Source organism: Streptomyces erythrochromogenes, from assembly GCF_040684695.1.
GTDB lineage: Bacteria > Actinomycetota > Actinomycetes > Streptomycetales > Streptomycetaceae > Streptomyces > Streptomyces erythrochromogenes_C.
The window spans coordinates 113,926-136,437 of sequence record NZ_JBFBGM010000015.1; the positions used below are offsets into that span (position 1 = coordinate 113,926).

At 71.2% G+C, this 22,512-nt stretch carries 16 protein-coding genes, 1 pseudogene and 1 riboswitch; of the genes and pseudogenes, 12 read left to right on the plus strand and 5 right to left on the minus strand.

The window, feature by feature from the left end; all coding sequences use genetic code 11:
- Nucleotides 1-49: 49 nt before the first annotated feature.
- A complete protein-coding gene (locus AB0O53_RS22380; RefSeq protein ID WP_350997763.1) occupies nucleotides 50-970 on the plus strand; it encodes a cobalamin-binding protein in 921 nt (306 codons plus the stop codon).
- A 391-nt stretch (nucleotides 971-1,361) separates the two neighbouring features.
- Nucleotides 1,362-1,850, plus strand: coding sequence for a DUF4430 domain-containing protein (locus tag AB0O53_RS22385; protein ID WP_350997761.1), 489 nt, complete (start codon nucleotides 1,362-1,364; stop codon nucleotides 1,848-1,850).
- A gap of 140 nt (nucleotides 1,851-1,990) precedes the next feature.
- On the opposite strand, the gene AB0O53_RS22390 is transcribed toward AB0O53_RS22385, so the two are convergent.
- Nucleotides 1,991-3,403 carry a hypothetical protein gene (locus tag AB0O53_RS22390; protein ID WP_365197693.1) on the minus strand — a complete coding sequence of 471 codons (1,413 nt, stop codon included), beginning with the start codon at nucleotides 3,401-3,403 and terminating at the stop codon, nucleotides 1,991-1,993.
- A 97-nt stretch (nucleotides 3,404-3,500) separates the two neighbouring features.
- Nucleotides 3,501-3,629, minus strand: a riboswitch (cobalamin riboswitch).
- A 333-nt stretch (nucleotides 3,630-3,962) separates the two neighbouring features.
- Here AB0O53_RS22390 and AB0O53_RS22395 point away from each other — a divergent pair.
- Genes AB0O53_RS22395 through AB0O53_RS22415 form a run of 5 tightly spaced genes read left to right on the plus strand, consistent with a single transcriptional unit; the run spans nucleotide 3,963 to nucleotide 11,325 of the window.
- Entirely contained in the window at nucleotides 3,963-6,734 is a 2,772-nt protein-coding gene (locus tag AB0O53_RS22395) for a prenyltransferase/squalene oxidase repeat-containing protein (protein WP_365197696.1), read from the plus strand.
- Nucleotides 6,731-7,663 (plus strand): hypothetical protein, encoded by a 933-nt coding sequence (locus AB0O53_RS22400; protein ID WP_365197698.1) that lies wholly within the window; start codon nucleotides 6,731-6,733, stop codon nucleotides 7,661-7,663. The genes AB0O53_RS22395 and AB0O53_RS22400 overlap by 4 nt, the downstream gene beginning before the upstream one ends.
- Nucleotides 7,664-7,667: 4 nt before the next feature.
- Nucleotides 7,668-8,858: an energy-coupling factor transporter transmembrane component T gene (locus tag AB0O53_RS22405; protein WP_350997751.1), complete on the plus strand. Its 1,191-nt coding sequence runs from the start codon at nucleotides 7,668-7,670 to the stop codon at nucleotides 8,856-8,858.
- Nucleotides 8,855-10,507: an ABC transporter ATP-binding protein gene (locus AB0O53_RS22410; RefSeq protein ID WP_365197701.1), complete on the plus strand. Its 1,653-nt coding sequence runs from the start codon at nucleotides 8,855-8,857 to the stop codon at nucleotides 10,505-10,507. The genes AB0O53_RS22405 and AB0O53_RS22410 overlap by 4 nt, the downstream gene beginning before the upstream one ends.
- Nucleotides 10,504-11,325, plus strand: a complete 822-nt coding sequence (locus AB0O53_RS22415; protein WP_350997745.1) for an ECF transporter S component family protein — start codon at nucleotides 10,504-10,506, stop codon at nucleotides 11,323-11,325. The genes AB0O53_RS22410 and AB0O53_RS22415 overlap by 4 nt, the downstream gene beginning before the upstream one ends.
- Here the strand turns inward: AB0O53_RS22415 and AB0O53_RS22420 are convergent.
- A pseudogene (locus tag AB0O53_RS22420) lies at nucleotides 11,323-11,916 on the minus strand (helix-turn-helix domain-containing protein); the annotation flags it as partial. The gene AB0O53_RS22415 and the pseudogene AB0O53_RS22420 sit on opposite strands and share 3 nt — an antisense overlap.
- A 143-nt stretch (nucleotides 11,917-12,059) precedes the next feature.
- On the opposite strand from AB0O53_RS22420, the gene AB0O53_RS22425 reads away from it, so the two are divergent.
- From AB0O53_RS22425 to AB0O53_RS22435, 3 genes are all read left to right on the plus strand, one after another.
- Nucleotides 12,060-13,046 carry an alpha/beta fold hydrolase gene (locus AB0O53_RS22425; RefSeq protein ID WP_365197704.1) on the plus strand — a complete coding sequence of 329 codons (987 nt, stop codon included), beginning with the start codon at nucleotides 12,060-12,062 and terminating at the stop codon, nucleotides 13,044-13,046.
- Nucleotides 13,047-13,198: 152 nt separating this feature from the next.
- Nucleotides 13,199-14,422, plus strand: coding sequence for an MFS transporter (locus AB0O53_RS22430; RefSeq protein WP_435886666.1), 1,224 nt, complete (start codon nucleotides 13,199-13,201; stop codon nucleotides 14,420-14,422).
- Between the two features lie 114 nt (nucleotides 14,423-14,536).
- Complete coding sequence (locus AB0O53_RS22435) at nucleotides 14,537-15,082, plus strand: hypothetical protein (protein WP_365197710.1); 546 nt, start codon at nucleotides 14,537-14,539, stop codon at nucleotides 15,080-15,082.
- A 131-nt stretch (nucleotides 15,083-15,213) separates the two neighbouring features.
- Here AB0O53_RS22435 and AB0O53_RS22440 read toward each other — a convergent pair whose 3' ends face one another.
- Nucleotides 15,214-16,704 carry a CehA/McbA family metallohydrolase gene (locus AB0O53_RS22440; RefSeq protein WP_365197712.1) on the minus strand — a complete coding sequence of 497 codons (1,491 nt, stop codon included), beginning with the start codon at nucleotides 16,702-16,704 and terminating at the stop codon, nucleotides 15,214-15,216.
- 555 nt (nucleotides 16,705-17,259) lie between these two features.
- Here AB0O53_RS22440 and AB0O53_RS22445 point away from each other — a divergent pair.
- Together AB0O53_RS22445 and AB0O53_RS22450 are read left to right on the plus strand one after the other, a co-directional pair.
- A complete protein-coding gene (locus AB0O53_RS22445; protein WP_365197714.1) occupies nucleotides 17,260-17,784 on the plus strand; it encodes a peptidylprolyl isomerase in 525 nt (174 codons plus the stop codon).
- Between the two features lie 1,165 nt (nucleotides 17,785-18,949).
- The gene (locus AB0O53_RS22450; RefSeq protein WP_365197717.1) at nucleotides 18,950-19,825 is read left to right on the plus strand and encodes a DUF4394 domain-containing protein; all 876 of its coding nucleotides are present in this window, start codon (nucleotides 18,950-18,952) and stop codon (nucleotides 19,823-19,825) included.
- Between the two features lie 174 nt (nucleotides 19,826-19,999).
- On the opposite strand, the gene AB0O53_RS22455 is transcribed toward AB0O53_RS22450, so the two are convergent.
- Both AB0O53_RS22455 and AB0O53_RS22460 read right to left on the minus strand, forming a co-directional pair.
- The gene (locus tag AB0O53_RS22455) at nucleotides 20,000-20,644 is read right to left on the minus strand and encodes a fasciclin domain-containing protein (RefSeq protein WP_365197719.1); all 645 of its coding nucleotides are present in this window, start codon (nucleotides 20,642-20,644) and stop codon (nucleotides 20,000-20,002) included.
- An 890-nt stretch (nucleotides 20,645-21,534) separates the two neighbouring features.
- Nucleotides 21,535-22,362: a DUF4253 domain-containing protein gene (locus AB0O53_RS22460; RefSeq protein WP_365197722.1), complete on the minus strand. Its 828-nt coding sequence runs from the start codon at nucleotides 22,360-22,362 to the stop codon at nucleotides 21,535-21,537.
- Nucleotides 22,363-22,512 lie beyond the last annotated feature (150 nt).

The following is a 22,512-nucleotide window of genomic DNA, read 5'->3' on the forward strand; positions in this document are numbered from 1 at the left end:
GACGTCCTAGTAAGTCCAGAGTCATCGCCGCGCGGCCTACAGTCGGTGCATGCGCATCGTCTCCCTGCTTCCCGCGGCCACGGACCTCGTGGCGGACCTCGGACTCGCCGCTGACCTGGTCGGACGCACCCACGAATGCGACTGGCCGCCCGCGGCGATCGCCTCGGTGCCCGTGGTCACCCGGGCCGAATTCGACGCGGACGAGCTCAGCAGCCGGGAGATCTCCGCCGCGGTGGGAGGCTCGGCGCACCGCGGATCCTCGCTCTACACCCTGGACACGGAGGCACTTGCCGCGCTCGCGCCGGACGTCCTGCTCACCCAGGATCTCTGCCGGGTCTGCGCGGTGTCCTACGAGACGGTCTCCCGGGCAGTGCGCCTCATGGACACCGGACCTCGCGTGGTGAGCCTGGAACCGCGAACCCTGGACGACGTCCTGGACTGCCTCGTCACCGTGGGCGACCTGCTCGGGGTCCGTGAGACGGCCGAAGGGCGGCGGGCGGAGCTGCGTGACCGGCTCGCCGAGGTCCGGCGCGCCACGGCAGGTCGGCCGGCGCCCCGGGTGGTGGCCATCGAGTGGCTCGACCCCTTGTGGCCCGCCGGACACTGGGTGCCAGAGCAGATCACCTGCGCCGGCGGAGAGCCGCTGCTGGCCGCGCAGGGAGAACACACCGAGCCGATGACCTGGGAGGCCGTTCGCGAGGCACGCCCGGACGTCGTCCTGGTGCTGCCGTGCGGATTTCCTCCCGAACGGACCCTGACCGAGCTGGATCTGCTGACCTCGCTGCCCGGGTGGGAGGGGTTGCCCGCTGTGCGCAAGGGCGAGGTGTGGGTGCTGGACGGGCCCGCCTACTTCAATCGGCCGGGCCCCCGCGTGGTCCGGGGTGCCGAAGTCCTCGCCCACGTGCTGCACGGGGTACGCGCAGGGGATCCCGTGACCGTGGAAGAGGCGCGGCGGCTGGGCGGGGCGTAGCGCTGCCCGGCGGCAGAACGCCCGCCAGAACGGAAGCCCGGCATCCATATGGCCGTCTCGCGGGATCCGCTTCCAGCACGTGCCCACCAGGTCGTACGATGCGTTCTGCTCCGGCCCACGCGGCGGGAGCTCACAATCGAATGCATGCACAACTGGGGGAAGCCGGTGGGAATCCGGCGCTGACCTGCAACCGTGAACGGCGCCCGGCGCCGTGAGTCGGAGTACCCGGAGTGCACTGCGTACTGCTTCTCACTGTCATGGTCTGCAGCGCGAAGCCCCCGTCCCCGGCCGGTGCCCCCTGCCCGTTTCCTCACGGAGACGAGCAGGGGATGGGCGTGCGGGCGGAGGGACGTCGGCTCGGACCCGACGTCCCTCTCAGGAAGAAGGCACCATGCGCCAGATACCCGCCCGCCGCTCCGCAGTCGCCGCGGTGGCTCTCGGTCTCGCTCTCGCCACCGCTCCGGCCGTGGCAGAGGCGGCCCCCAAGCCGAACACGAACGCGGCCGTCAAGGTCAACCTCACCGTCCAGGGCCCCGACGGGCTCCTGTTCAAGGGCAGGATCAAGACCAAGGGCCACGACGTCACGACCGCCACCGGTGGCACTCACAAGTGCGACGGCACCAACGGCGGCGCCAACCCGTCCAAGGTCCCCACCCCGACGGCAGCCCTCGACGACGCCGCCCACAAGAAGGGCTTCACCTGGGACGGCACCTGGTACGCGTCCTTCGACGACTACTCCGTCGACACGATCAAGAACGTCAGCGGCGGCGGCTCCGCCTACTGGAGCATCTCCGTCAACGGCACCCCGACCCCTGTCGGCGGCTGCCAGTTCAAGATCAAGGCCGGTGACGACGTCGCCTTCACCTGGACGTCCTTCTAGTCCCCTCCGGAGGACGTACGGCCGCCAACTGTCCTGGGCTTAGGGGCGCTTGCGCTGTTGCCCGCTCGCGGAACCACGCGGTGCGTCCGACAGTGCGGGTTGCAGGCACCCGGCCCGCGACCCGCACTGCTGTCGACAGATCAGGCGCCCCAGCGCAGGGCGATGGTGTCGCCCACGTTGATGACCTTGTTGCGCGCGGCGCCGGCGAACGAGGATCCGTCCACGCTCACCTTCCACGTGTTGGAGCCGCTGTTGGCCTTGCCGTTGACCGCCGTGATGGTGCCGGTGCCGGACGACGGCGTGACGCTGGTGACGCAACCGGACGGGGCGGCGGCGGTGACCGCGGCATTGAGGACGTCACCGAGGGTGGTGGTCGTACCGGTCGGGGTGAACGAGACCGAGCAGACCTTGAGGTTGCCGGCGCCGTCGTCGACGGTCAGCGCCAGCTTGGTGGCCGTACCGGCGGTGAAGGTGGACTGGGCGACCCACTGCGGGGCCCCCGGCGTGACCGGGACGGGCGGGGCCGTGGTGAAGCCGCCGCCGGCGACCGCGCGCAACGCGTCGATGGACGAGTACGCGGACGGGACGGTGTCCGAAGGCTTGTACTTGAACCCACCGGCGGGGTTGTACTGGTTGGCGATCAGGAAGTCGATCGGAGTCTTGCCACTGCCCGTGAGGAAGTCGCCGGTCTGCGGGTTGAATCCGCAGGCGTTGAGTCCTGCGACGCCCCAGCCGTTGGAGCTGGTGTTGACCCCGTAGAGGGAGTTGAACGCGCCGCTGCCGGAGACGAGCGTGCTCTTGAGGAAGTTCTTCGCCTGGACGACGTCGGTGTCGGTGTTCGGGACACCGGACACGCACAGGGCGGCCATGGCGGCGCCGGTCATGTCGACGTCGCTCGCGGAGTTCAGGACGGTGGGGTTGCCCTCGCCCTTCTGGTACGTCCAGCCGCCGTCCACGTGCTGGTTGGCTCGAATGCGCGTGACCATGGAGTCGGTCAGGGCCTGGGGAACACGGGCGCCGCCGGCCTGGGTCTTGGCACCTCCGAGAGCGAGAGCGGCAAAGACGGTGCCGTTGAAGTTGCCGGACGTGCCGAAGTAGCCGGTCTCGGCCGTCTGCCAGTACGAGTAGACGTGGGCTATGAGGTTGCGGGAGGCCGAGACGCGGGCCGGGTCGATGCCGGCGGCGTAGGCGTTGAGCGTGCCCCGTTCATAGTCGGTGACCACCGGGGACGCCTGGGGCCAGCCCGCCGTCGACAGCAGGTTGCGGTAGACGGTGCGCGCGTTCTTGGTGGTGTCACCGCCCGGGTAGACGTCGACCACGGCCGTGCCGGCGGCTGCGAACGTGCTGAACGCCCACTCGTTGGACAGACCGCTGCCCGCGTACGAACCGTCCGCGGCCTGGAGGGACTTGAGATACGTCACGCCGTTCGTCCTGGACGTGGCGATCTGCGCGGGCGAGGAGGTGGCGAAGGCGGGGAGCGTGGTGAGGACGAGCGCGCCGAGCGCGGCGGGCACCGCGAGCGTGAGGCGGCGCGGGATACGGGTACGGGACATGGCCTGCTCCTGGGATGAGGGACGCCGACCCGACCGGTGCTCTCGCAGGCAGGCGGCCCGGAGCTCGGTGGCGGCCGTCCGAACGCGTGGTACGGCTTGAGATGTGCATCGCCATATGGGCATTCGGGCTCGGTGACGGCCCCCTGCCGTCCCACACCGCTGCGCGTCAGCCCCGGATTCGCACCAGGTTCCCCCATGTGGCAGCCCAGGACGCTACCCGAGTGATCAAGGGTCCGCCAGCCACCGTGCCGGGGACCGATCGTGCGTCTCTGCAGCCTTGCAGCGTGAGACGCAGACCACCTTGACGGTGTCTTTATCCGCGTGGTCCACTCCGACTGATAAGCACTCAGCTCCAGGGGAAGCCGGTCGAAATCCGGCGCTGACCCGCAACCGTAGGCCCGGTACCACCGGGCGAGTCGGAATGCCTGGAGCCAGGTTTTTGCAGCGAGAAGCGCCGTCGCGGACTACGGCGTGGTTCGAACGGCTTCCCCGTGCGCCCATGGGCTGTGGAAGCCCTTTCGCCACGCACTGGTCCGCCCGGCCGATACGAGGGGCCGTGGTGGGGACCGCACAGCAATCAGAGCGACACCTGGGGACCAAGGGGCTGTTGTCGCTCGTATCGGCGGCGCTGCTGACCTTCGCCGCGAGCGTGGCCTTCGTCGGTGGGTCGGCACCGGCCTCGGCCGACCCGATCGAGCAGTGCACGGCCACCACCGGGGCCCTTGTCGCCGTGGACTTCGGCCCGTTCGGCGGCACGGTGGAGAAGGGCTGCGACACCACGCCCACCACAGGCTACGAGTTGCTGCAGACGGCCGGCTTCACCATGGAGGGCACCGTCCACGACGGCCCCGCCTTCATCTGCCGCATCGGCAAGGGCACCGGTACCCAGTACCCCACGCCGGACAAGGAGAACTGCGTCCTCACGCCGCAGGCCACCGCCTACTGGTCGTACTGGGTCGCCTCGCCCGGGCAGCGCAAGTGGTCCTACAGCCAGCAGGGCGCCATGGCCCGGGCTCCCAAGGCGGGCGACGTGGAGGCCTGGGTCTACGGCGGCACCGACATCGCCGGCACCAAGGGCAAGCCGTCGTTCACCCCCGACGACGTCCGCGGATTCACCACCCCCGACCCCACCGTCCCGACGGCCCCGCCCAAGGTGCCCGCCGGCTCGGTCGACGTGCCCGCGACCACCCGCTGGGTCACCGGGACCTTGACGGACGGGGAGCGCATCGTCGACGAGGGCTCAACGACCCCGAACCACTTCCTCACCACGGAGGCCGTGTTCGCCCTCGCGGCGGCCGACCGCAAGAGCCCTGCGGCCAAGAAGATCGCCGACTTCCTCTCCACACCCGCGCAGACCGACGCCTACGCCTACCCGGCCGGCAAGGACGGCATCCCGGACGCCACCGCCGCCGCCCGGCTCGCACTCGTCGCCGAGGCCACCGGCAAGGACCCCCGCGCGTTCGGCGGCCACGACCTGCTCGGCGACCTGGTGAAGTACGCCTGCCCCCGCGACATCGGTGACGGCGAGACGATCGAAGGCTGCTTCACCAAGGGCGACTTCCGTACGACCGGCCAGGCCGACGGCCAGGCCATGGCCGTCATCGCCCTCGTCAACGCCGGTGTGACTCCCCCGGCGGGCTCCGTGGCCCGGCTGACCGTCCTGCAGTGCGAGGACGGCGGGTTCACCAGCGTCCTCATCCGGCCGGGAAGCGAAGGGTGCGAGAGCGAGGCCGGCTCCACCGGCTTGATCGCCCTGGCCCTGGAACGGGCCGGTGGCCACGAGGCGGTCCTGCAGAAGGCCCGCAACTACCTGAAGAGGTCTCAGCTGGCGACCGGCGCGTGGCCGGCCGTCCACTACGAGACGACCGGCAACCCGATCGCCACGGCCTGGGCCGCGCAGGCCCTGCGCGCCCTCGGCGACGAGGCGTTCGCGGACGCCGGTGTCTCCTGGCTCTCCAAGCGCCAACTCCCGACGGGCGGATTCGGCTTCGGCGAGGACGACACCGAATCGAGGCTGTACCCCACCGCGACCGCCGCGATCGCGGGCGCGGGCAGCGATCTCGCCACTCTGACGGCCAAGCCCGCCAATCCGCCGACCCCGACCACACCGCCCACCCCCACCACGCCGCCGGCCGGTGAGGGCCCGGACCTGAAGAAGGGCGTCGCGTACCTGACGGCCCCGTCCCGCCTGGTGCAGGGCCGCTTCTACGAGAGCCAGCCCGGCAGCGGCTTCGCCGACTACGGGCTGACCATCGACGGCGCGTACGCCCTCGCCGCCACCGGCGAGAACAACGCCACCCTGCGCAACATCGTCGACTTCATGGACCAGGGCGGCAAGGACGGCCAGAAGCGCGGCATCCACGAATGGACCCTCGTCGGAACGAAGTACGCCAACGGCGGCTCCATCGGCAAGGCGGCCGTACTCGCCCAGTCCGTGGGCCGCGACCCCCGCAACTTCGGCGGCCAGGACCTGATCGCCGCACTCGCCAAGATCACCTGCCAGGCGAAGACCGACACCCGCCAGGAGTGCGCGGCCAAGGGCAACTACGCCTACGCCACGTCCGTCTTCAAGCAGTCCCTCGGCGTCATGGCCCAGCTCCGCGCCGGCGAGAAGGGCGCCGCGGCCGAGCCCGCCGCCTACCTCAAGAGCCTCCAGGATCCCTCGGGTGCCTGGGTCAGTCTGATCGGCGAGCCCAGCGGCCCCGAAGTGGACTCCACCGCCATGGCGGCCATGACCGTGGACCTCCTCCCCGACGCCGGCTCCCAGGCCGCGGTGGACAAGGCGCTCGCCTGGCTCGCGACCCAGCAGAAGGAGGACGGCGGCTTCCCCGGCGCCTCCGGCAACTCCGTCAACTCCGCGGCCCTCGCCGTCCAGGGACTCTCGCTGGACGCGCCCAAGTACAGCGCCCAGATCGCGAAGGCCCGGAAGTTCCTGGCGAGCCAGCAGAACGCCGACGGCGGCTTCAACGTCGCCAAGGGCGGCCAGACCGGCTCCGACCTGCGCGCCTCCACCCAGGCCGTCGGCGGCGCCACCGCTGTCTCCTTCGGCGCGCTGACCCGGGACCTGACCGGCACCACCCCCGAGCCCGTCCCCAGCACGTCCGGCGGCACCTCCGGCGGCAACGGCTCGCCCGTCATCGTGACCCCCGGCGAGACCGGCGATTCGGGCTCGGCAGGCGGCTCCGGGTCGGGGTCCGGCGGCGGCCCGCTCGCCTCCACGGGCGCCCAGGTCGGCACGCTCGCCGCCGCAGCCATGGTCCTGGTACTCGGCGGCTGGGGCATCACCCGCGCCGCGAAGCGCCGCCGCGAGACCCCGGGCGGTGAGGCATGATCCGCAACCGAGTCGTGCTGTCCCTGGCCCGGACCGTCGCCGCGCTGGGGCTGACGGTGGCGGCGTTCGTCGCCACCGCAGCCCCGGCGGGCGCCGCGCCACAGCCCATGGGCCAGTGCACCACGTCCTCGGGGGTCGTCCTCGCCGTGGACTTCAGCCACTGGGGCGGCCCGGTCTACCGCTCCTGCGGTACGACCCCCACCACCGGCTACGAACTCCTCAACCAGGGCGGCTGGGCCACCACCGGCACCGGCCACGACGGCCCCGCCTTCATCTGCCGCATCGGCTACAGCGGCCACCAGGGCGGCAAGCAGTACCCGACCCCGCAGCAGGACGACTGCGTCCTGACCCCACCCGCCTCCGCCTACTGGTCCTACTGGCACGCCGACCCCGGGCAGAACACCTGGCAGTACAGCCAGTTGGGCGCCATGCTCTACAAGCCGAAGCCCGGCAGCGTCGACCTGTGGATCTTCGGCGGGACGAACATCGAGGGCACCGAGGGCAAGCCGACGGTCACCCCCGACCAGCTCCGGGCCAAGAACACCACACCCACCGGGGGGCCCGCGCCCAAGGACACCCGCACGGCGAAGCCCCTTCCACCGAACGTCAACACGGGCCCCAAGCCGGAGAACCCGCCCCCGGCCGCCCCGCAGCCCACGACACCGGCGCCCGGCCCCACGGCTTCGGAGAGCCCGTCGGCCTCGGCGACCCCTGCGGAGAGCGTCGCACCCACGCCCTCCACGTCTCCTTCGTCCGGCGCTCCGGCCGTGGCCGCTCCCGGCCCCGAGGTGGTCGAAGCGGCGCCGGCCGCCGACGCGAAGCACGATGTCGGCTCCTACCTGCCCGCCGTCGCCACCGGAGCGCTGGTGCTGCTGATCGGCGCCGCCGCCGTGTTCGCGGCCCGGCGCCGCCGCCGCCGTACGGAGTAGCCACGTGTCCCGCACCACCACCTCGGCTCAGCCTGCAAAGCCGCCCGTGTTCGGCCGCGCGCCGGACACGGGCGGCCGCCGCCTGCCCCGCACCCTGCACCCGGTCGCCTGGTGGATCTGGGCACTGGCCCTGGCCACCGCCGTGAGCCGCACCAACAACCCGCTGCTGCTGTTCCTCGTCCTCGCGGTGCTCGGCTACGTCATCACCATGCGCCGCACGGAAGCCCCCTGGGCGCGCGGCTTCAAGTACTACCTGTACCTGGCACTCACCGTCGTCGCGATCCGCGTCACCTTCCGCGCGATCTTCGCCACCGGCATCACCCCGCGCGACCACTTCCTCTTCTCCCTGCCCCACATCCCCACACCCGACTGGTACGCGGGCATCCAGCTCGGCGGACCCGTCTCCCTGGAAGCCCTGCTGTCCGCCGCGACGGACGGACTCCGCCTCGCCTGCATGCTGTGCTGCATCGGCGCCGCCAACACCCTCGCCAACCCCAAACGGGCGCTGCGCGTCCTGCCCGGCGCCCTGTACGAACTGGGCGTCGCCGTCACCGTCTCCATCAGCGTCGCCCCACAGCTCGTCCAGAGCGTGCAGCGCGTCCACCGGGCCAAGCGCCTGCGGGCGGGCCGTTCGAAGGGGCTCCGGGCCCTGCGCGGCATCATCGTGCCCGTCCTGGAGGATGCGCTCGAACGGTCCCTGCGCCTGGCCGCCGCCATGGACTCCCGCGGCTACGGCCGCGCGGGCACCGCCACCCGCGGTTCGCGCCGCCTGACCGGCGCCCTCATGCTGCTCGGCATGTGCGGGCTGTGTGCCGGCGCGTACGGACTCCTCGACGCCACCGCCCCGAAGCTGCTGGGCCTGCCCGCCATGGGCGCGGGCGCGCTGCTCTGCTTCGCCGGACTGCGTCTCGGCGGCCGCCGCGTCACCCGGACCACCTATCGGCCCGACCCCTGGCGGTTCGCCGAATGGGCCGTCGCCGGCTGCGGCGTCCTCTCCGCCGTCCTGCTCTTCACCAACATCGGCTTCAACGCGGCCGAGTTGAACCCGTCGATCTATCCCCTCAGCTGGCCGACCCTGCCTCTGGTCCCCGCTGCGGCGATCCTGCTCGCCGGCACGGCCGGCTTCCTGGCCCCGCCCCCGACGGCGCCCGCCCGCCCGGCGGTGCCGGCACCACGCACCGAGGAACCCAAGTGATCACCTTCGACCAGGTCAGCGTCCAGTACGAGGACACGGCCGAGCCGGTCCTGCGCGATGTGGACCTCACCGTGGAGGAGGGCGAACTCTGCCTGGTCGTCGGCCACACCGGCGTCGGCAAGTCCACCCTCCTGGGCGCCGTCAACGGCCTCGTCCCGCACTTCACCGGCGGCACCCTGTACGGCCGGGTCACCGTCGACGGCCGCGACACCGCCCACCACCCGCCCCGCGAACTCGCCGACGTCGTCGGGGTCGTCGGGCAGGACCCGCTCGACGGCTTCGTCACCGACACCGTCGAGGAGGAACTGGCCTACGCCATGGAGCAACTGGCGGTCGCGCCGGCCACGATGCGCAAGCGCGTCGAGGAGACCCTCGACCTCCTCGGCCTCGCCGACCTGCGCCACCGCGCCCTGCACGAGCTGTCGGGCGGCCAGCAGCAGCGGGTGGCCATCGGATCCGTCCTCACCGCCCACCCGCGGATCCTCGTCCTGGACGAGCCCACCTCCGCCCTGGACCCCACGGCCGCCGAAGAGGTCCTGGCCGCCGTCACCCGGCTCGTGCACGACCTGGGCGTCACCGTCCTCCTCGCCGAACACCGCCTGGAGCGCGTCGTCCAGTACGCCGACCGCGTCATCCACCTCCCCGGCGACGGACGCGTGGTGTCCGGCCCGCCCTCCGAGGTCTTCCGTACGTCCTCCATCGCCCCGCCCGTCGTCGAGCTCGGCCGCGCGACGGGCTGGACCCCGCTGCCGCTGTCGATCCGCGACGCCCGCCGGGCTGCCGCACCCCTGCGCGCACGGCTCGCCGGGGCCACTCCCCCGCCCGTTCGCCCGGCACCCCCTGCCGCCGACACCCTGCTCACGGCAGACGGGGTGACAGTGACCTACCAGGGCGTGCCCGCCGTGCGCGAGGTCGATCTCACCCTGCGCGGCGGTGAGATCACCGCGCTGATGGGTCGCAACGGCTCCGGGAAATCCTCCCTGCTCTGGGCCCTCCAGGGCTCCGGACCGCGCAAGGCCGGCACGGTACACGTCTCCGACACCGACGGGGGGAGGGACAAGGACCCGCGGAAGCTGTCCGCGGCCGAGGCACGCCGTCTCGTCGGCCTGGTCCCGCAGACCCCCACCGACCTCCTCTACCTGGAGAGCGTCAAGGAGGAACTCGACCAGGCCGACACCGAATCCGAAGTCGGCGCGGACGCACCCGCCGCCCGCGAGATCCTCGACCGCCTCGCACCCGGCATCCCCGACGCCACCCACCCCCGCGACCTGTCCGAGGGGCAGAAACTCGCCCTCGTCCTCGCCATCCAGCTGTCGGCGGCTCCCCGGGTGGTGCTCCTCGACGAGCCCACCCGCGGCCTCGACTACCGGGCCAAGGAACAGCTGATCACCATCGTCGACGGCCTCGCGGCGCAGGGACGCGCGGTCGTCATCTCCACGCACGACGTCGAGTTCGTCGCCCGCGCCGCCGACCGCGTCGTGGTCATGGCCGAGGGCGACATCGTCGCCGACGGCCCCACCGCCGAGGTCATCGTCGCCTCCCCCGTCTTCGCCCCGCAGACCGCGAAGATCCTCTCCCCGCTCCCCTACCTCACGGTCGCCCAGGTCACCGCCACCCTCACCGACGCCGAAACGGATCCCTCCCGATGACCGCCGCCGTGCGCACCGCGGCCATCCGGATCAACGCGCGGGCCGGCATCGTCATCGCCATGGCGGCCTTCCTCGGCATCGTCGCCTTCTTCTGGCCGTTCCTCGTCGCGCCAGGGAAGTTCGGCTCCAACTACGCACCGCCGCTGATCTTCGGCGTCCTGCTCGTCATCGTCCTCTGCGTCGTCATCTCCGAGATCGCCGAAGGCGGCATCAACTCCAAGGCACTCGCCATGCTCGGCGTGCTGTCCGCGGTGAACGCGGCGATCCGCCCCCTGGGCGCGGGCACGGCCGGGATCGAGACCGTCTTCTTCATCCTGGTCCTGGCCGGCCGGGTCTACGGTCCGGGCTTCGGCTTCACCCTGGGCTGCACCTCGCTCTTCGCCTCCGCCCTCATCACGGGCGGGGTCGGGCCCTGGATGCCGTACCAGATGTTCGGCTGCGCCTTCGTCGGCATGCTCGCCGGCTTCCTCCCCCGGGCCACGGGCCGCAAGGAGGTGGCCATGCTCGCCGTCTACGGCTCAGCGTCCGGCTACCTCTTCGGCTTCCTCCTCAACCTCTCCTTCTGGCCCTTCTCCCTCGACCCCAACAGCTCGATCGCCTACCTGCCCGGCCTGCCCTTCACCGAGCAGTTCCAGCGCTACCTCGCCTTCGACCTCGCGACGTCCCTCGGCTGGGACACCGGCCGCGCCGTCACCAACTTCATCTGCATCTGCCTGGCCGGCCCCGCGGTCCTCACCGTCTTCCGGCGCGCCGCCCGCAAGGCCCGCTTCCAGGCCCCGATCCGCTTCAAGCCCCGCACGGTCGCAGCCGAGCAGTGAGGCCGGAGGGGTGCGCGGCCGGGGACGTTCTCCTTGGGGTCCAAACATGATCAGGTACTCGACCGGTCCGGCGGTTCCGGCGTTCGCGACTCCGTGGGGGGTGCGGGTGTCGAACTCGATGATCTCCCCGGCCGTCAGGACGAGGTCCTGATCGCCGAGTGCGAGCCGGAGCCGCCCGTACAGGACGCACAGCCACTCGTAGCCCTCGTGGGACACCTGTCGGGGCCGTCCGGGCGGCTCCGCGACGGCAGGCAGGACATGCTTGTGGGCGTGCAGGCCGCCGACGTACGGGGTCAGCGGCAACACCGTCTTGTCGTCTCCGAAGCTGTGCGGCGCCGGGCTGCGGGGCTCGGCCTCAGGAACGGGCGCGGTGCCGGCCAGCTCGTCGAGGGCGACTGCGTATTCCTTCGCCAGGTGCAGCACCACTTCCAGGGTGGGCTTGCGCCGGCCGGTCTCGATCCGCGACAGCGTGCTGGGCGAGATGCCGGTCGCGCGGCTGACATCGGCGAGTGTGCGACCACGGCGCTCGCGCACGACCCGCAGCCGCGGACCCATCGCCGCCACCATCCGGGCCACCTCGTCACCAGCCATCGTCCCCGTCCCCTCCCGTCGCGCCGCCCCACCGCCCTGTCCTGCAACCTTGCCAGAATGGCAACGCCGATCGCGCCGACCGGCCGCGACGCCGCATGATCGACGGGTCCCGCCGACCGCCCGCGAACCGAGGAGAAATCCCCATGCGATCCGAGCCGACCGCCGCACTCCGCCACCGCACCGTCGAGGCCCCGGCCGGGCGCCTGCACCTGGTGGAGCAGGGCACCGGCCCGTTGGTGCTGCTCGTGCACGGCTTCCCCGAGTCCTGGTACTCCTGGCGCCGTCAACTCCCGGCCCTCGCCGAGGCCGGGTACCGGGCCGTCGCGATCGACGTGCGCGGCTACGGCCGCTCCTCCAAGCCCGGCGCGACCGACGCGTACCGCATGCTCGACCTGGTGGAGGACAACGTCGCCGTCGTCCACGCCCTCGGCGAGGAGAACGCGGTGATCGTCGGCCACGACTGGGGCTCCACCATCGCCGCCACCTCCGCCTTGCTCCACCCCGGAACGTTCCGGGCCGTCGCCCTGCTGAGCGTCCCCTACGCGCCGCCCGGCGTCCCCCGCCCCACCGACGTCTTCGGCCGGATCGGCGGCCCCGAGCAGGAGTTCTACGTCTCCTACTTCCAGGAGCCCGGCCGCGCCGAGGCGGAGATCGAGCCCGACGTCCGCAGCTGGCTCGCCGGCTTCTACGCGGCCCTGTCCGCCGAGACCATGCCCGCCGAAGACGAGCCCGACCCCCACTTCGTCGCCCGCGGCGGCAGGCTGCGCGACCGATTCCCGGCCGGCCCGCTCCCGGCATGGTTGAGCGAGGACGACCTCGACATCTACGCCGGGGAGTTCGAGCGCACCGGCCTGACCGGCGCCCTCAACCGCTACCGCAACGTGGACCGCGACTGGGAAGACCTCGCCCCGCACCGCGGAGCCCCGATCAAGCAGCCGTCCCTGTTCATCGGCGGCACCCTGGACGCCTCCACCACCTGGATGTCCGACGCCGTCGACGCCCACCCCACCACCCTCCCCGGCCTGTCGGCCTCCCACCTCCTCGAAGGCTGCGGCCACTGGATCCAGCAGGAGCGCCCCGACGAGGTCAACCGTCTGCTGACCGACTGGCTCGCCACGCTCCGAAGCTGAAGCAGGCGGGCTACCGGGGCCGGGCGCTTCGGGGGCAGGTCTGCGACGTCACCCTCGCCTGACAAGGGTGACGTCGCAGACCTGCCAGCCCTCGCCGCGCGGGGCCTGTTGAACTGATCACGCAACCACAGGTCGTTCACGGGACGGAATCCATGGCCTCGACAGACACCACCGCGTGCCCCTCCGGCGAAGTCGGCTTACCGACTCGATCCCCCCTGATCGGGTGGCTGGCCGTGAGTGCGGTCATGCTGGGAATCTTCTCGATCGTCACGACCGAGATCCTGCCGATCGGCCTGCTCACCACGATCGGTTCCGGCTTCGCCGTCTCCGACGGGATGGCCGGGCTGATGATGACCATGCCCGGACTTCTTGCGGCCGTCTCCGCACCCGTGGTCACCGTGGCGACCGCACGCATCGACCGCCGTCTGATGCTGTGCGTGTTCATGCTCCTGCTGGCCGTGGCGAACTTCCTGGCCGCTGCGGCATCCGACTACTGGCTGGTCCTGGTCTCCCGGGTCATCGTCGGCATCGTCATCGGGGGCTTCTGGTCGATCGGGGCCGGACTGGCCGAGCGTCTGGTGCCCGCGGCGTCGGTCGGCCGCGCCACGTCGGTGATCTTCTCCGCAGTACCGCTGGGCTCCGTACTCGGTGTACCGGCGGGCACGTTCATCGGAGACTTGGCGGGCTGGCGCACGGCCTTCGTCGTCATGGGTGCCCTCAGCGTCGGTGTACTGGCCATGCTGCTGCTGGTCATGCCGTCGCTGCCGCCCGACCGGACGACCCGTCCGAGTGTGCTGCGCAACATGCTCAAGGGTGTCAACACGCGTTTCGCGCTGCTGTTGACCTTCCTTGCCGTGCTCGCCCACTTCGGGACCTACACCTACGTCACTCCGTTCCTGGAGCAAGTCACCGATGCCGGCTCGCACCTCATCACCATCTCCCTGCTGGTCTACGGTGCCGCAGGAATCGTCGGCAACTTCCTGGGCGGAGCGCTGGTCGCCCGCCACCCCCGAGCCGCCTTCGGTCTCGCCGCCGGCATGATCGCAACCGCCACCTTGCTGCTGCCGGTCCTGGGGAGCCGGCCGGTCGGCGCCATCGCCCTGCTGATCGTCTGGGGCGTCGCCTATGGCGCCGTCCCCGTCTGCTCCCAGACGTGGTTCACCAAGGCGACCCCCGACGCGCCCGAGGCAGCGTCGGTCCTGTTCACCGCTTCCTTCCAGTTGACGATCTCACTCGGCGCGGTGGCCGGTGGCGTCGTCGTGGACCGGACCTCCCCGTCCACGGTCATGACGCTCGGCAGCCTTGTCGCCATGCTCATGGCCGTGGCCGCATGGGTGCACTTCGCCCGCCGTCTGACATGGCCGGACAACACATGACGGCTCGCAGAGATCCCGAGCAGCTGTTCTCCCGTAGGCGGCTCGGCTCCTCCACCGCTTCGGCCTCGGAACAGGCGCCGGAGGGTCTCCGGGGGAACGTTAAGCTCCACACCCGTGGAAGACATCAACATACGGCAGCCGCTGCACCCCCTGGACACGGGCGAGGTCGTCCTGCGGTTCACGGGCAGCGTGGAGAAGAGCGAACTCCGTGAGGGACTGAAGGCCGCAGGAACGTTTCGACGGATGCGCTGGCTCGCCGCCGTAGGCGCGTTGTCCATCGCGCTCCTGGGAGTGCGCGTCGACCCCGAGGGCGGCTCGGTCAACATCGGCCTCGTGGCCGCCGCGGTCGTCTACGCGGCCGTGTTCGCGTGGCTCGCCCCCCGGCAGATCGTCGCAAGTGCCGTCCGGGCCCAGCAGGCCCACGAGGGCGCGGACTGCGTCGTCGACGGCGCGGGCATCGCGGCCGTCCTCGACGGCACGGACATCAAGCGCCTGAGCTGGGATGCGATGAAGCGGTATCACGAGACCTCGAGTCTCTACACCGTCGTGGGCGGGTCCGGACTCAAGACATGGGTGATGGTCCTGCCCAAACGGCTGATGACCGCACCCGACGCAGAACTCCTCGGCGCGGTCCTCGATTCCCGGCTGCGCCGCCGCTAGGGCATCTGTTCACGGCGAAGAGGTCCGGGGTGTCCGGACCGGACGAAACGGTCTGGGTCCCGTTAAAGACGGGTTTCCTGACACCCCACCGGAACACGCCCGGACAGGAGGCGGGCTGGTTCCGGCGATCGTCAGGGACGCAACCAGATCGGGTTGGTGAGGGCGGCCGGCGGCCCGGGGAGGGGCGGCACCTGGGGTGGATGCCGGACTTCCGCACGGACGTAGGCGGTGCGGGCGGGTGTCGTCCGCCATTCCAGGGCCGTCGCCGCGGGCACGGTGAGGGCCAGGCCCTGGTCCGTCACCAGGCGCAGCTCGCAGCCCTCCGCGCCGGTCACCGACAGCCGTACGAGGACCTGCGCGTCCGCGCCGACCGTCTCCAGGACCTCCCCGATGCCCGCGTGGGCCCCTCTGGGGGTCACGGCGGTGAAGTCCACGGAGACGGCGGAGGATTCGGCGGCATAGGCGCGTCCGGCACGCAGCCCCGCCAGTATCGCCCTGCGGGACAGGTCGTCGGCCAGGACGACGGTGTGGGGCCCGCCGATGCGGTCCGGGTCGCGGTGGTAGTCGCTGTGCGCGAGGGCGGGCAGCCACCGGCTGCCGTTCGCGGTGCACAAAGTGGCGTCCCAGGAGGCCAAGGACACCTCGTCGTCGGGTGTCCAGGGGCCGTTCCACACCTCCACGGCGTCGGCTTCGCCGAAGCCGAACTTCCAGGCACAGCCGATGCAGGTGGCGTGCGGGTGGGCGGGTACGACGAGGCCGCCCGCCCGGCGGACGGCGCGGGCGAAGCGGGGGAAGCGGCCGTCGCGGGCCCGGTAGCGCCAGTCGATGAACGTGCCCGGGTCGGTGCCCACGGCCAGGACGTGGCCGGTCCGGGTGGTGATCTCCTCGCCGGTGAGGACGAGCAACCCGTTGTCGGCAGCACCCGACCAGGCGGTGTGGGAGCTGTGGGTGTTGTGCTCGGAGGTGTTGACGAAGTCCAGGCCGGCGGCGCGCGCAAGGCCGATGATCTCGGTCGGGGTCCGGCGGCCGTCCGAATGCACGGAGTGGACGTGGCAGTCCCCCCGGTACCACGCCCTGCCGCGGCCGGGAATGCGCTCGCGCGGGTAGGTCACCGGGGCGGCGGGGGCCGGAGCGCCCTGGGCGAAGGTGACGGTGATCTCGTAGGGCAGGCCCTGTGGGGCGACGGTGTAGGGGCCGAGGGCTATGTACCAGCGGCCCGGCTCCAGCGGTCCCGGCAGGTAGCCGGGGGTGGCTTCGTCCGCACGGAGGAAGAACTCGCTGCGGGCGCCGCCGGACCAGCCGCGGAAGCCCCGGCCGCCGAGCGCGGTGCCGCGCTGGTCGAACAGGCCTATGTCGAGGGCGTTGCCCGGAGTACCGGGAGGGGTGGGCGGCTTGTCGTAGCGGTAGGAGACGCGCAGCTCGCGCACGCCGGGCGGGATGTCCACCGGCACGTACACGAAGTCCGGAGCGCCGGGCGGGATCGTGCCGCGCAAGGTGACCGTCGTGGTCGGCGCGGCTTCCCCGCCCGCATCGACAGCGGGCGAGGGTGCGGGAGCGGGAGCGGCGACGGCGGTGACCGAAGCGGTTGCCTGTGCCAGTAGTGCTCGTCTACTGAGGGCCATGGAGCCCAGGATCCCGGAAACAGGTGAATCCGACGTGAACACCCGAGCGCCCCGGGGCCGGCGGCTGCGGCGGGGCGGGGCGGCCCGCGGTGGCCGTGACCCTGCGGGCGATTGAGGAGGGGACGTTCCGTACTGGGCGGACGGCATCTTCGGGAGGGCCGTGCCGACGGCGAGCGCGTCGGCGCGGCGGGCGGAACCGGAGGCACCCTGGCGGGCACCGACGGCTTCGCCACTGGAGCAGGGATTTCGAGACAGATCGCGCCGCCCTCCTGTCGTGGACCATTCCCGCCGGACAAGCCACGCCCTACACTGCGACCGCTCCACCACCTGACGATCATCAGAAGGGCCCACACGATGAACAGAGCACTGATCAGCTCGTTCGCTGCCGTGACGTTAGTCGTGTCCGGCGCAAGCGCCGCCACAGCTTCCGACGGAGCTCCGCCGCGCACCACGCACGGCCCTTGCCAGTACACACAGACCCCGGACGAGCCCGCCGCGCGCCCCGTTCCCCTGCCGCCCGACCCACGGCGCACCCCCAGCCGTGGCACGGTCGACATGGCTGTTCCGACCAGCCAGGGGCCACTCCCGCTGCGTTTGGACAGGGCCAAGGCGCCGTGCACGGTCCAGAGCTTCCTGCACCTGGCACGGCACGGCTTCTACGACCGGACCGTGTGCCACCGTCTGACGGCGTATCCGACGCTGAAGGTCCTGCAGTGCGGCGACCCGACCAACACCGGTGAAGGAGGGCCCGGGTACAAGTACAAGGACGAGCTGCCGGTGGATCTGCCACCCGCACCGACCGACCCGACCGGAGCGCGCCGCGTGTACGAGCGGGGCCTGCTGGCGATGGCCAACGCCGGTCCGGACACGAACGGCTCACAGTTCTTCATCGTCTACGGCGACTCCGCGCTGCGCCCGAACTACACGGTCTTCGGCACGGTCGGCCCCGAGGGCCTGGCAACACTCGACAAGACCGCCGCCGGAGGAATCGTGCCGACCGCGGAGGACCCGGCACCGGTCGACGGCACACCCGTACTGCGGACCGAGCTGCTCCGCGTCCGGCCGTCCTGTCGGCACTGACTTCTTGCGGCCCGGCCCGGCTCGGCCTACGCCAAGCCCCAGGCATCGTTCGTTCGATTCGCCGCCCCCTCGGTGCGGTTGGGCTCCGGCACGGTGCGGCGCTCGCATTCCTCATCGATGCGCGTGATCAGTCGGCCCAAGTCCCGTTTGGCTCCGGGCGGAAGATGCGGCATCGCCCACTTCAGGTCATCACGGGTATCTACTACCCCGGGTGAATCGAACGCGGAGGCGTCCAGGTAGCGTCCGGGCTGTGTCCCCTGCGGCCGCGCGTGGCGGCTGCAGGGGACAGGGGTTGGGCCCGCCCCAGGACGAGCACGCAGGTCTTCCGCATCCAGGGCAGGCACCAACCCTCCGGAGGAGTTCCGACCGCTGAGGGCTGGAGGCCGGTCAACCAAGGGCCGGCCCATCGGCCCGGGCTCGGACCCTCGGCGACAGCCGTCCACTCCCGCTCTGAAAGCAGAAGGAACCACAGGCGGCGACACAGAGTTCCTGCTCCTGTGAATACCTGCTGGAAATCACCGGAATCCGAAGCAGTTCCAGGAAGTCGGGTTCCGACTCGCGAAGACCGGTGGGAAAAGTAGCGGTAGGCATGCGGATCTCCTATGGAGGTACGGATGGAGGGGCAATCGGGCCCCTCCATCTCACCGGACGTCCCTCTTCGTCCCGTCCTCCGAACGGACGAAACGGCGGACGACCCTCACGACAGCAACCGATCGGCACGTTCCCCCAGGCCGTCATCCCGGCGGTAGGCCTGGGCAGCGGTGGCGAGCAGGAGCAGGGGGAGAGCGGCGGCAAGGGGGCCGCTGCACCAGATCACTCCGGGCCCCGGGCCTCACCCGAGCACGCCCTATCGGCACGGGGCTGAGCCAGACCCGGCTTGATCGGGAGCCCTGTTCATGCGGGGCCGCAGATCCGGTCCCGGCCACCTGACGCGGTAGGGGAGGCCAGGTCCTGGGCCTGTCCACCGCGGGCCGACTCGGACAGGAACGTCCACGTGCCCGGGCAGGGACGCCAGAACCGGCGGAAGGCCGTGGCCGAAGCCCAGGCGCGCTGGGCCATGCGGGTGGCATCCGTGCCGGTCACACGTCCGCGGCGGTACCGGCCGCGAATCCCGGTCGAGCCTGCGGCCCCGCCGGGGCCGAGGCAACCCGATCCGGGAGTACACATGCGAAAGCACACCTTCACCGCCGCGTCCGCCGCGGTTCTCGCGGCCCTGTGCGCGGCGCCCGCGCTGGCCGCCGCCTCTGACACCCCGCCACAGACCCTTCCGGCGATGGAGGGCAAGGGCGGCCTGCGCGCGATCGGCCTGACCGGCGACCAGCGCCTGGTCGAATTCGCCGTGAACAAGCCGTCCAAGACCTGGTCCCTGGGCACGGTCTCCGGTCTCGCCGGCGACACGAAGCTCGTCGGCATCGACTTCCGGGTCCAGAACGAGCAGCTGTACGGCGTCGGCGACCGGGGCGGCGTCTACACCCTGAACACCACGAACGCGGCGGCGGTGAAGGTGTCGCAGCTGACCGTGGCACTGACCGGGACCGCGTTCGGCGTGGACTTCAACCCGGCCGCGAACCGGCTGCGAGTCATCTCCGACACCGGCCAGAACCTGCGCCACAACATCGATGACCCGACCGCCCCGCTCACGACGACCGTCGACGGCACCCTGACCAACCCGACCACACCGCCTTCGACAGCGATGGGCGTCACGGGCGCCGCCTACACCAACAACGACCTGAACGCCGCGACGGCCACCACCCTGTTCGACCTGGACACGATGGCCGATCGGATCTCCCTGCAGTCCCCCGCGAACGCCGGAACCCTCGCCCCCACCGGAATGCTCGGCGTCGACGCCGACCTCGACGCCGGGTTCGACATCCACTACAGCCCGGCCACCGGAGTGAACCGCGGCTTCGCCGCCATCGGCACCGCAGGCTCCTACCGCCTCTACGCGGTCGACGTGCTGACCGGCAAGGCAACCGACAAGGGTGCCTTCCCGACCCGCTACCAGGTCACCGACCTGGCCCTGCCCATCAACCAGAAGTAGCCCCCGATCCCCTGCCGGTCCCGGCCCGCGCGCTGCTCCCGTGGCGACGACGGTGCATCACCCGGGCCGGGCCCGGCAGGACATCACCCGCCGATGGGTGTGGCCGGACAGGCCGGTGGCCCCACCCCCGAGGGGGTGGGGCCACCGGCCGTTTCCCGTCGCCGCGTGTGCCGGCTACTTCGGCATCAGGACGGTGTCGACGATGTAGACGTTGGCGTTGGCGGTCTTCACGTTGCCGCAGACCACGTTCGAGGTGCCGTTGACCTTGTAGGCCTCACCCGAGCCCATGGTGGTGACCATGCCCTTCTCCAGAGTGGCGAAGGAGCCGTTCTCCAACTGCTTCGGGGCGAGCCTCTGACCGACGACGTGGTAGGTGAGGATCTTGGTCAGCTGCTCCTTGTCGGCCAGGACCTTGTCCAGATCGGCCTTCGGAATCTTCGCGAAGGCGTCGTTCGTCGGAGCGAAGACCGTGATGTCCTTCGCGTTGTTGAGGGTGTCGACAAGACCCGCCTGCTTCACGGCGGCGACCAGCGTCGACAGGGCCGGGTTGTTCGAGGCGGCAGTGGCGACCGGGTCCTTCGCCATCCCGTCGAACGAACCCGCACCCTCCTTCGGAACACCGGCACACGCCGCACCGAACGGCTGGTCGCCGGTCATCGATTCGTCGACAGGAGTGCTCTCTCCGGTCTTGGCCTGGTCGCCCGCCGCGGGCGGCGCGGCCTTGGTGTCACCCGAGTCGGAGCACGCGGCGAGGGTGAAGGGCAGCAGAGCCGCTGCGGCAACGGCAATCGCGGTACGGCGGATCTTCAGGGTATTCATGATCAGTTGCTCCCCTTGAGCTTCTGTCGATGGGTTCCACGAGGGTTCGGAGGTGGTGCTGCCGGACCGGCGTTTCGTGGTGGAGCCGAGCCGGATGTGGCGAGCCGCTGCGCCTGCTGCGGCCCTGTTCGTCCGCCTCGACCCGTCGGCCGGCCGCCCCGCCGAGGGCGGCGGGGGGGAAGGCTGCTGCGGACTGGTTCACGTACTGGGTTCGGCGGCATCCAGCCGGCGGATTGGCTGGCCACCCGAAAGGGTGGCCTGCTCGATTCCGGCGCCTTCAGGGGTCGAACGCGTCCGCCGCGGTGCGAGATCAGTCGTACGGGGGTAAGCCACTGGGTACGAATGGTGCCCGGGCGGGATGAGGGCCGTCAGCCAGGCGTCGATGCGGCACGCACCGCCAGGCCGAGCGCGACGACGACCACGCGGGCGCAGCGAGAAGTGCTGCGGGTGGCTGAGGCAACAGCCACCCGCAGCCGACCCGACGGCTCACAGGCGGGTGCACCCGAGACGCGCCCGGTTCGGTGTCCGGCGGGTCAGCGGGAGAACGTTCGGCGCGGGACAGCCAAGGTGAGGGCTACGGCAGACGGGTTGAAGCAGGCCGGAGCCCACTCCGCCGTGGTGGTGTCGGCGGGACAGGGGCACGGGCGAACAGGTGTCGGCACCTGCCGACCCCGGCCTGCCGAGCCAAGACCGGCGGCACCCCGAGAAGTGGCCCGAGTCCGCCGGCAGATCGTGGACGCGATCCGCTGCGTCGTCGACAACGGCGCGAAGCGGCGGCCACTGCCCGCGGACTCCTCAACCGCCTACCGCGAACGCCTCCGGTGGACCAGGAGGAACCCCGCAGCCGTCGGTGTGACTTGACCCGCCGGCAAGACACTGCCACGGGCCTTTCAGTCCCACCAGAACGTCCAGTGGGCGTTGCCCACCAGAGCTTCCTCCGCGTAGACCCGAATGCTCTCGTACCCCTGCCAGATGTTGTCAGGGCAGAACGCGAAATGCTCCGCAGCGACCGCCAGAGCTTCAGCCAGCGTCCGCGGAGGGGCTGCGACAGACAGGTCAAGCCGCGCGTGGGACAGAGCAACCACCCGCACTCCGAAACGATCCTCCCAGGAACGGAGAACGGCACACAGCCGGGCCACGTCGCTCTCGAAGTTCACCGGCCCTGACCAGCCGATCGCCGCGGGGAGGTCAGCAGACCGGCCCACCGGAACCAACGCCGGCCGAGGACTCTCCAGCGAATCCCCGACCAAGGCATTCGCCACGTCCGCAGCAGTGGTGTCCGGATCTGCCGGCACCCTTCCCGGTGACGCAATCCCGGGCCAGCTTCGTGTGAACGGGGCTATGGTCTCGCCCGCGTCCTCATCGTCTTCGTTCTCCTCGGTCTCCGATGCCGCGGATTCCCAGAAATCCTTCAGGACCTCCTCGGCATGATGGTCGCCCGGGTCCGACATCATGCCGCGATCCAGCCCGCCGTCCCACCACTCCTCGCCACCGGATTCGCCCTGGAGGAGGACGGGCTGCAGTCCCACATCCCGGGCCGACGAGTACTCGGCCCACGTACCAGGCGCTGCGACCCCATCGGCCACCCAGAGCAGCGGCTCAGGCCAAGCACCGTCGTTGGTCTCGGTCACCAGTGAGCCCGGTGGCAGGCCAAGACCCAGCCTTCCGCCTCTGGGGTCGGTCAACAGCACCGTCAGCGGATTGGCGCGTGTCGTCATGACGGTGAAGGTAACGGCCCCCACTGACAGACCGCGGCTCTCGCGAGCAGGAAAGCGATCTCGCGGGCGGTGGCTCCGGCCTACGGGGCGGCTCGTAGACCACGCCGATGCTGTGGGCACACACGTGGGCAGGTGAACGCGGGCTGCCTG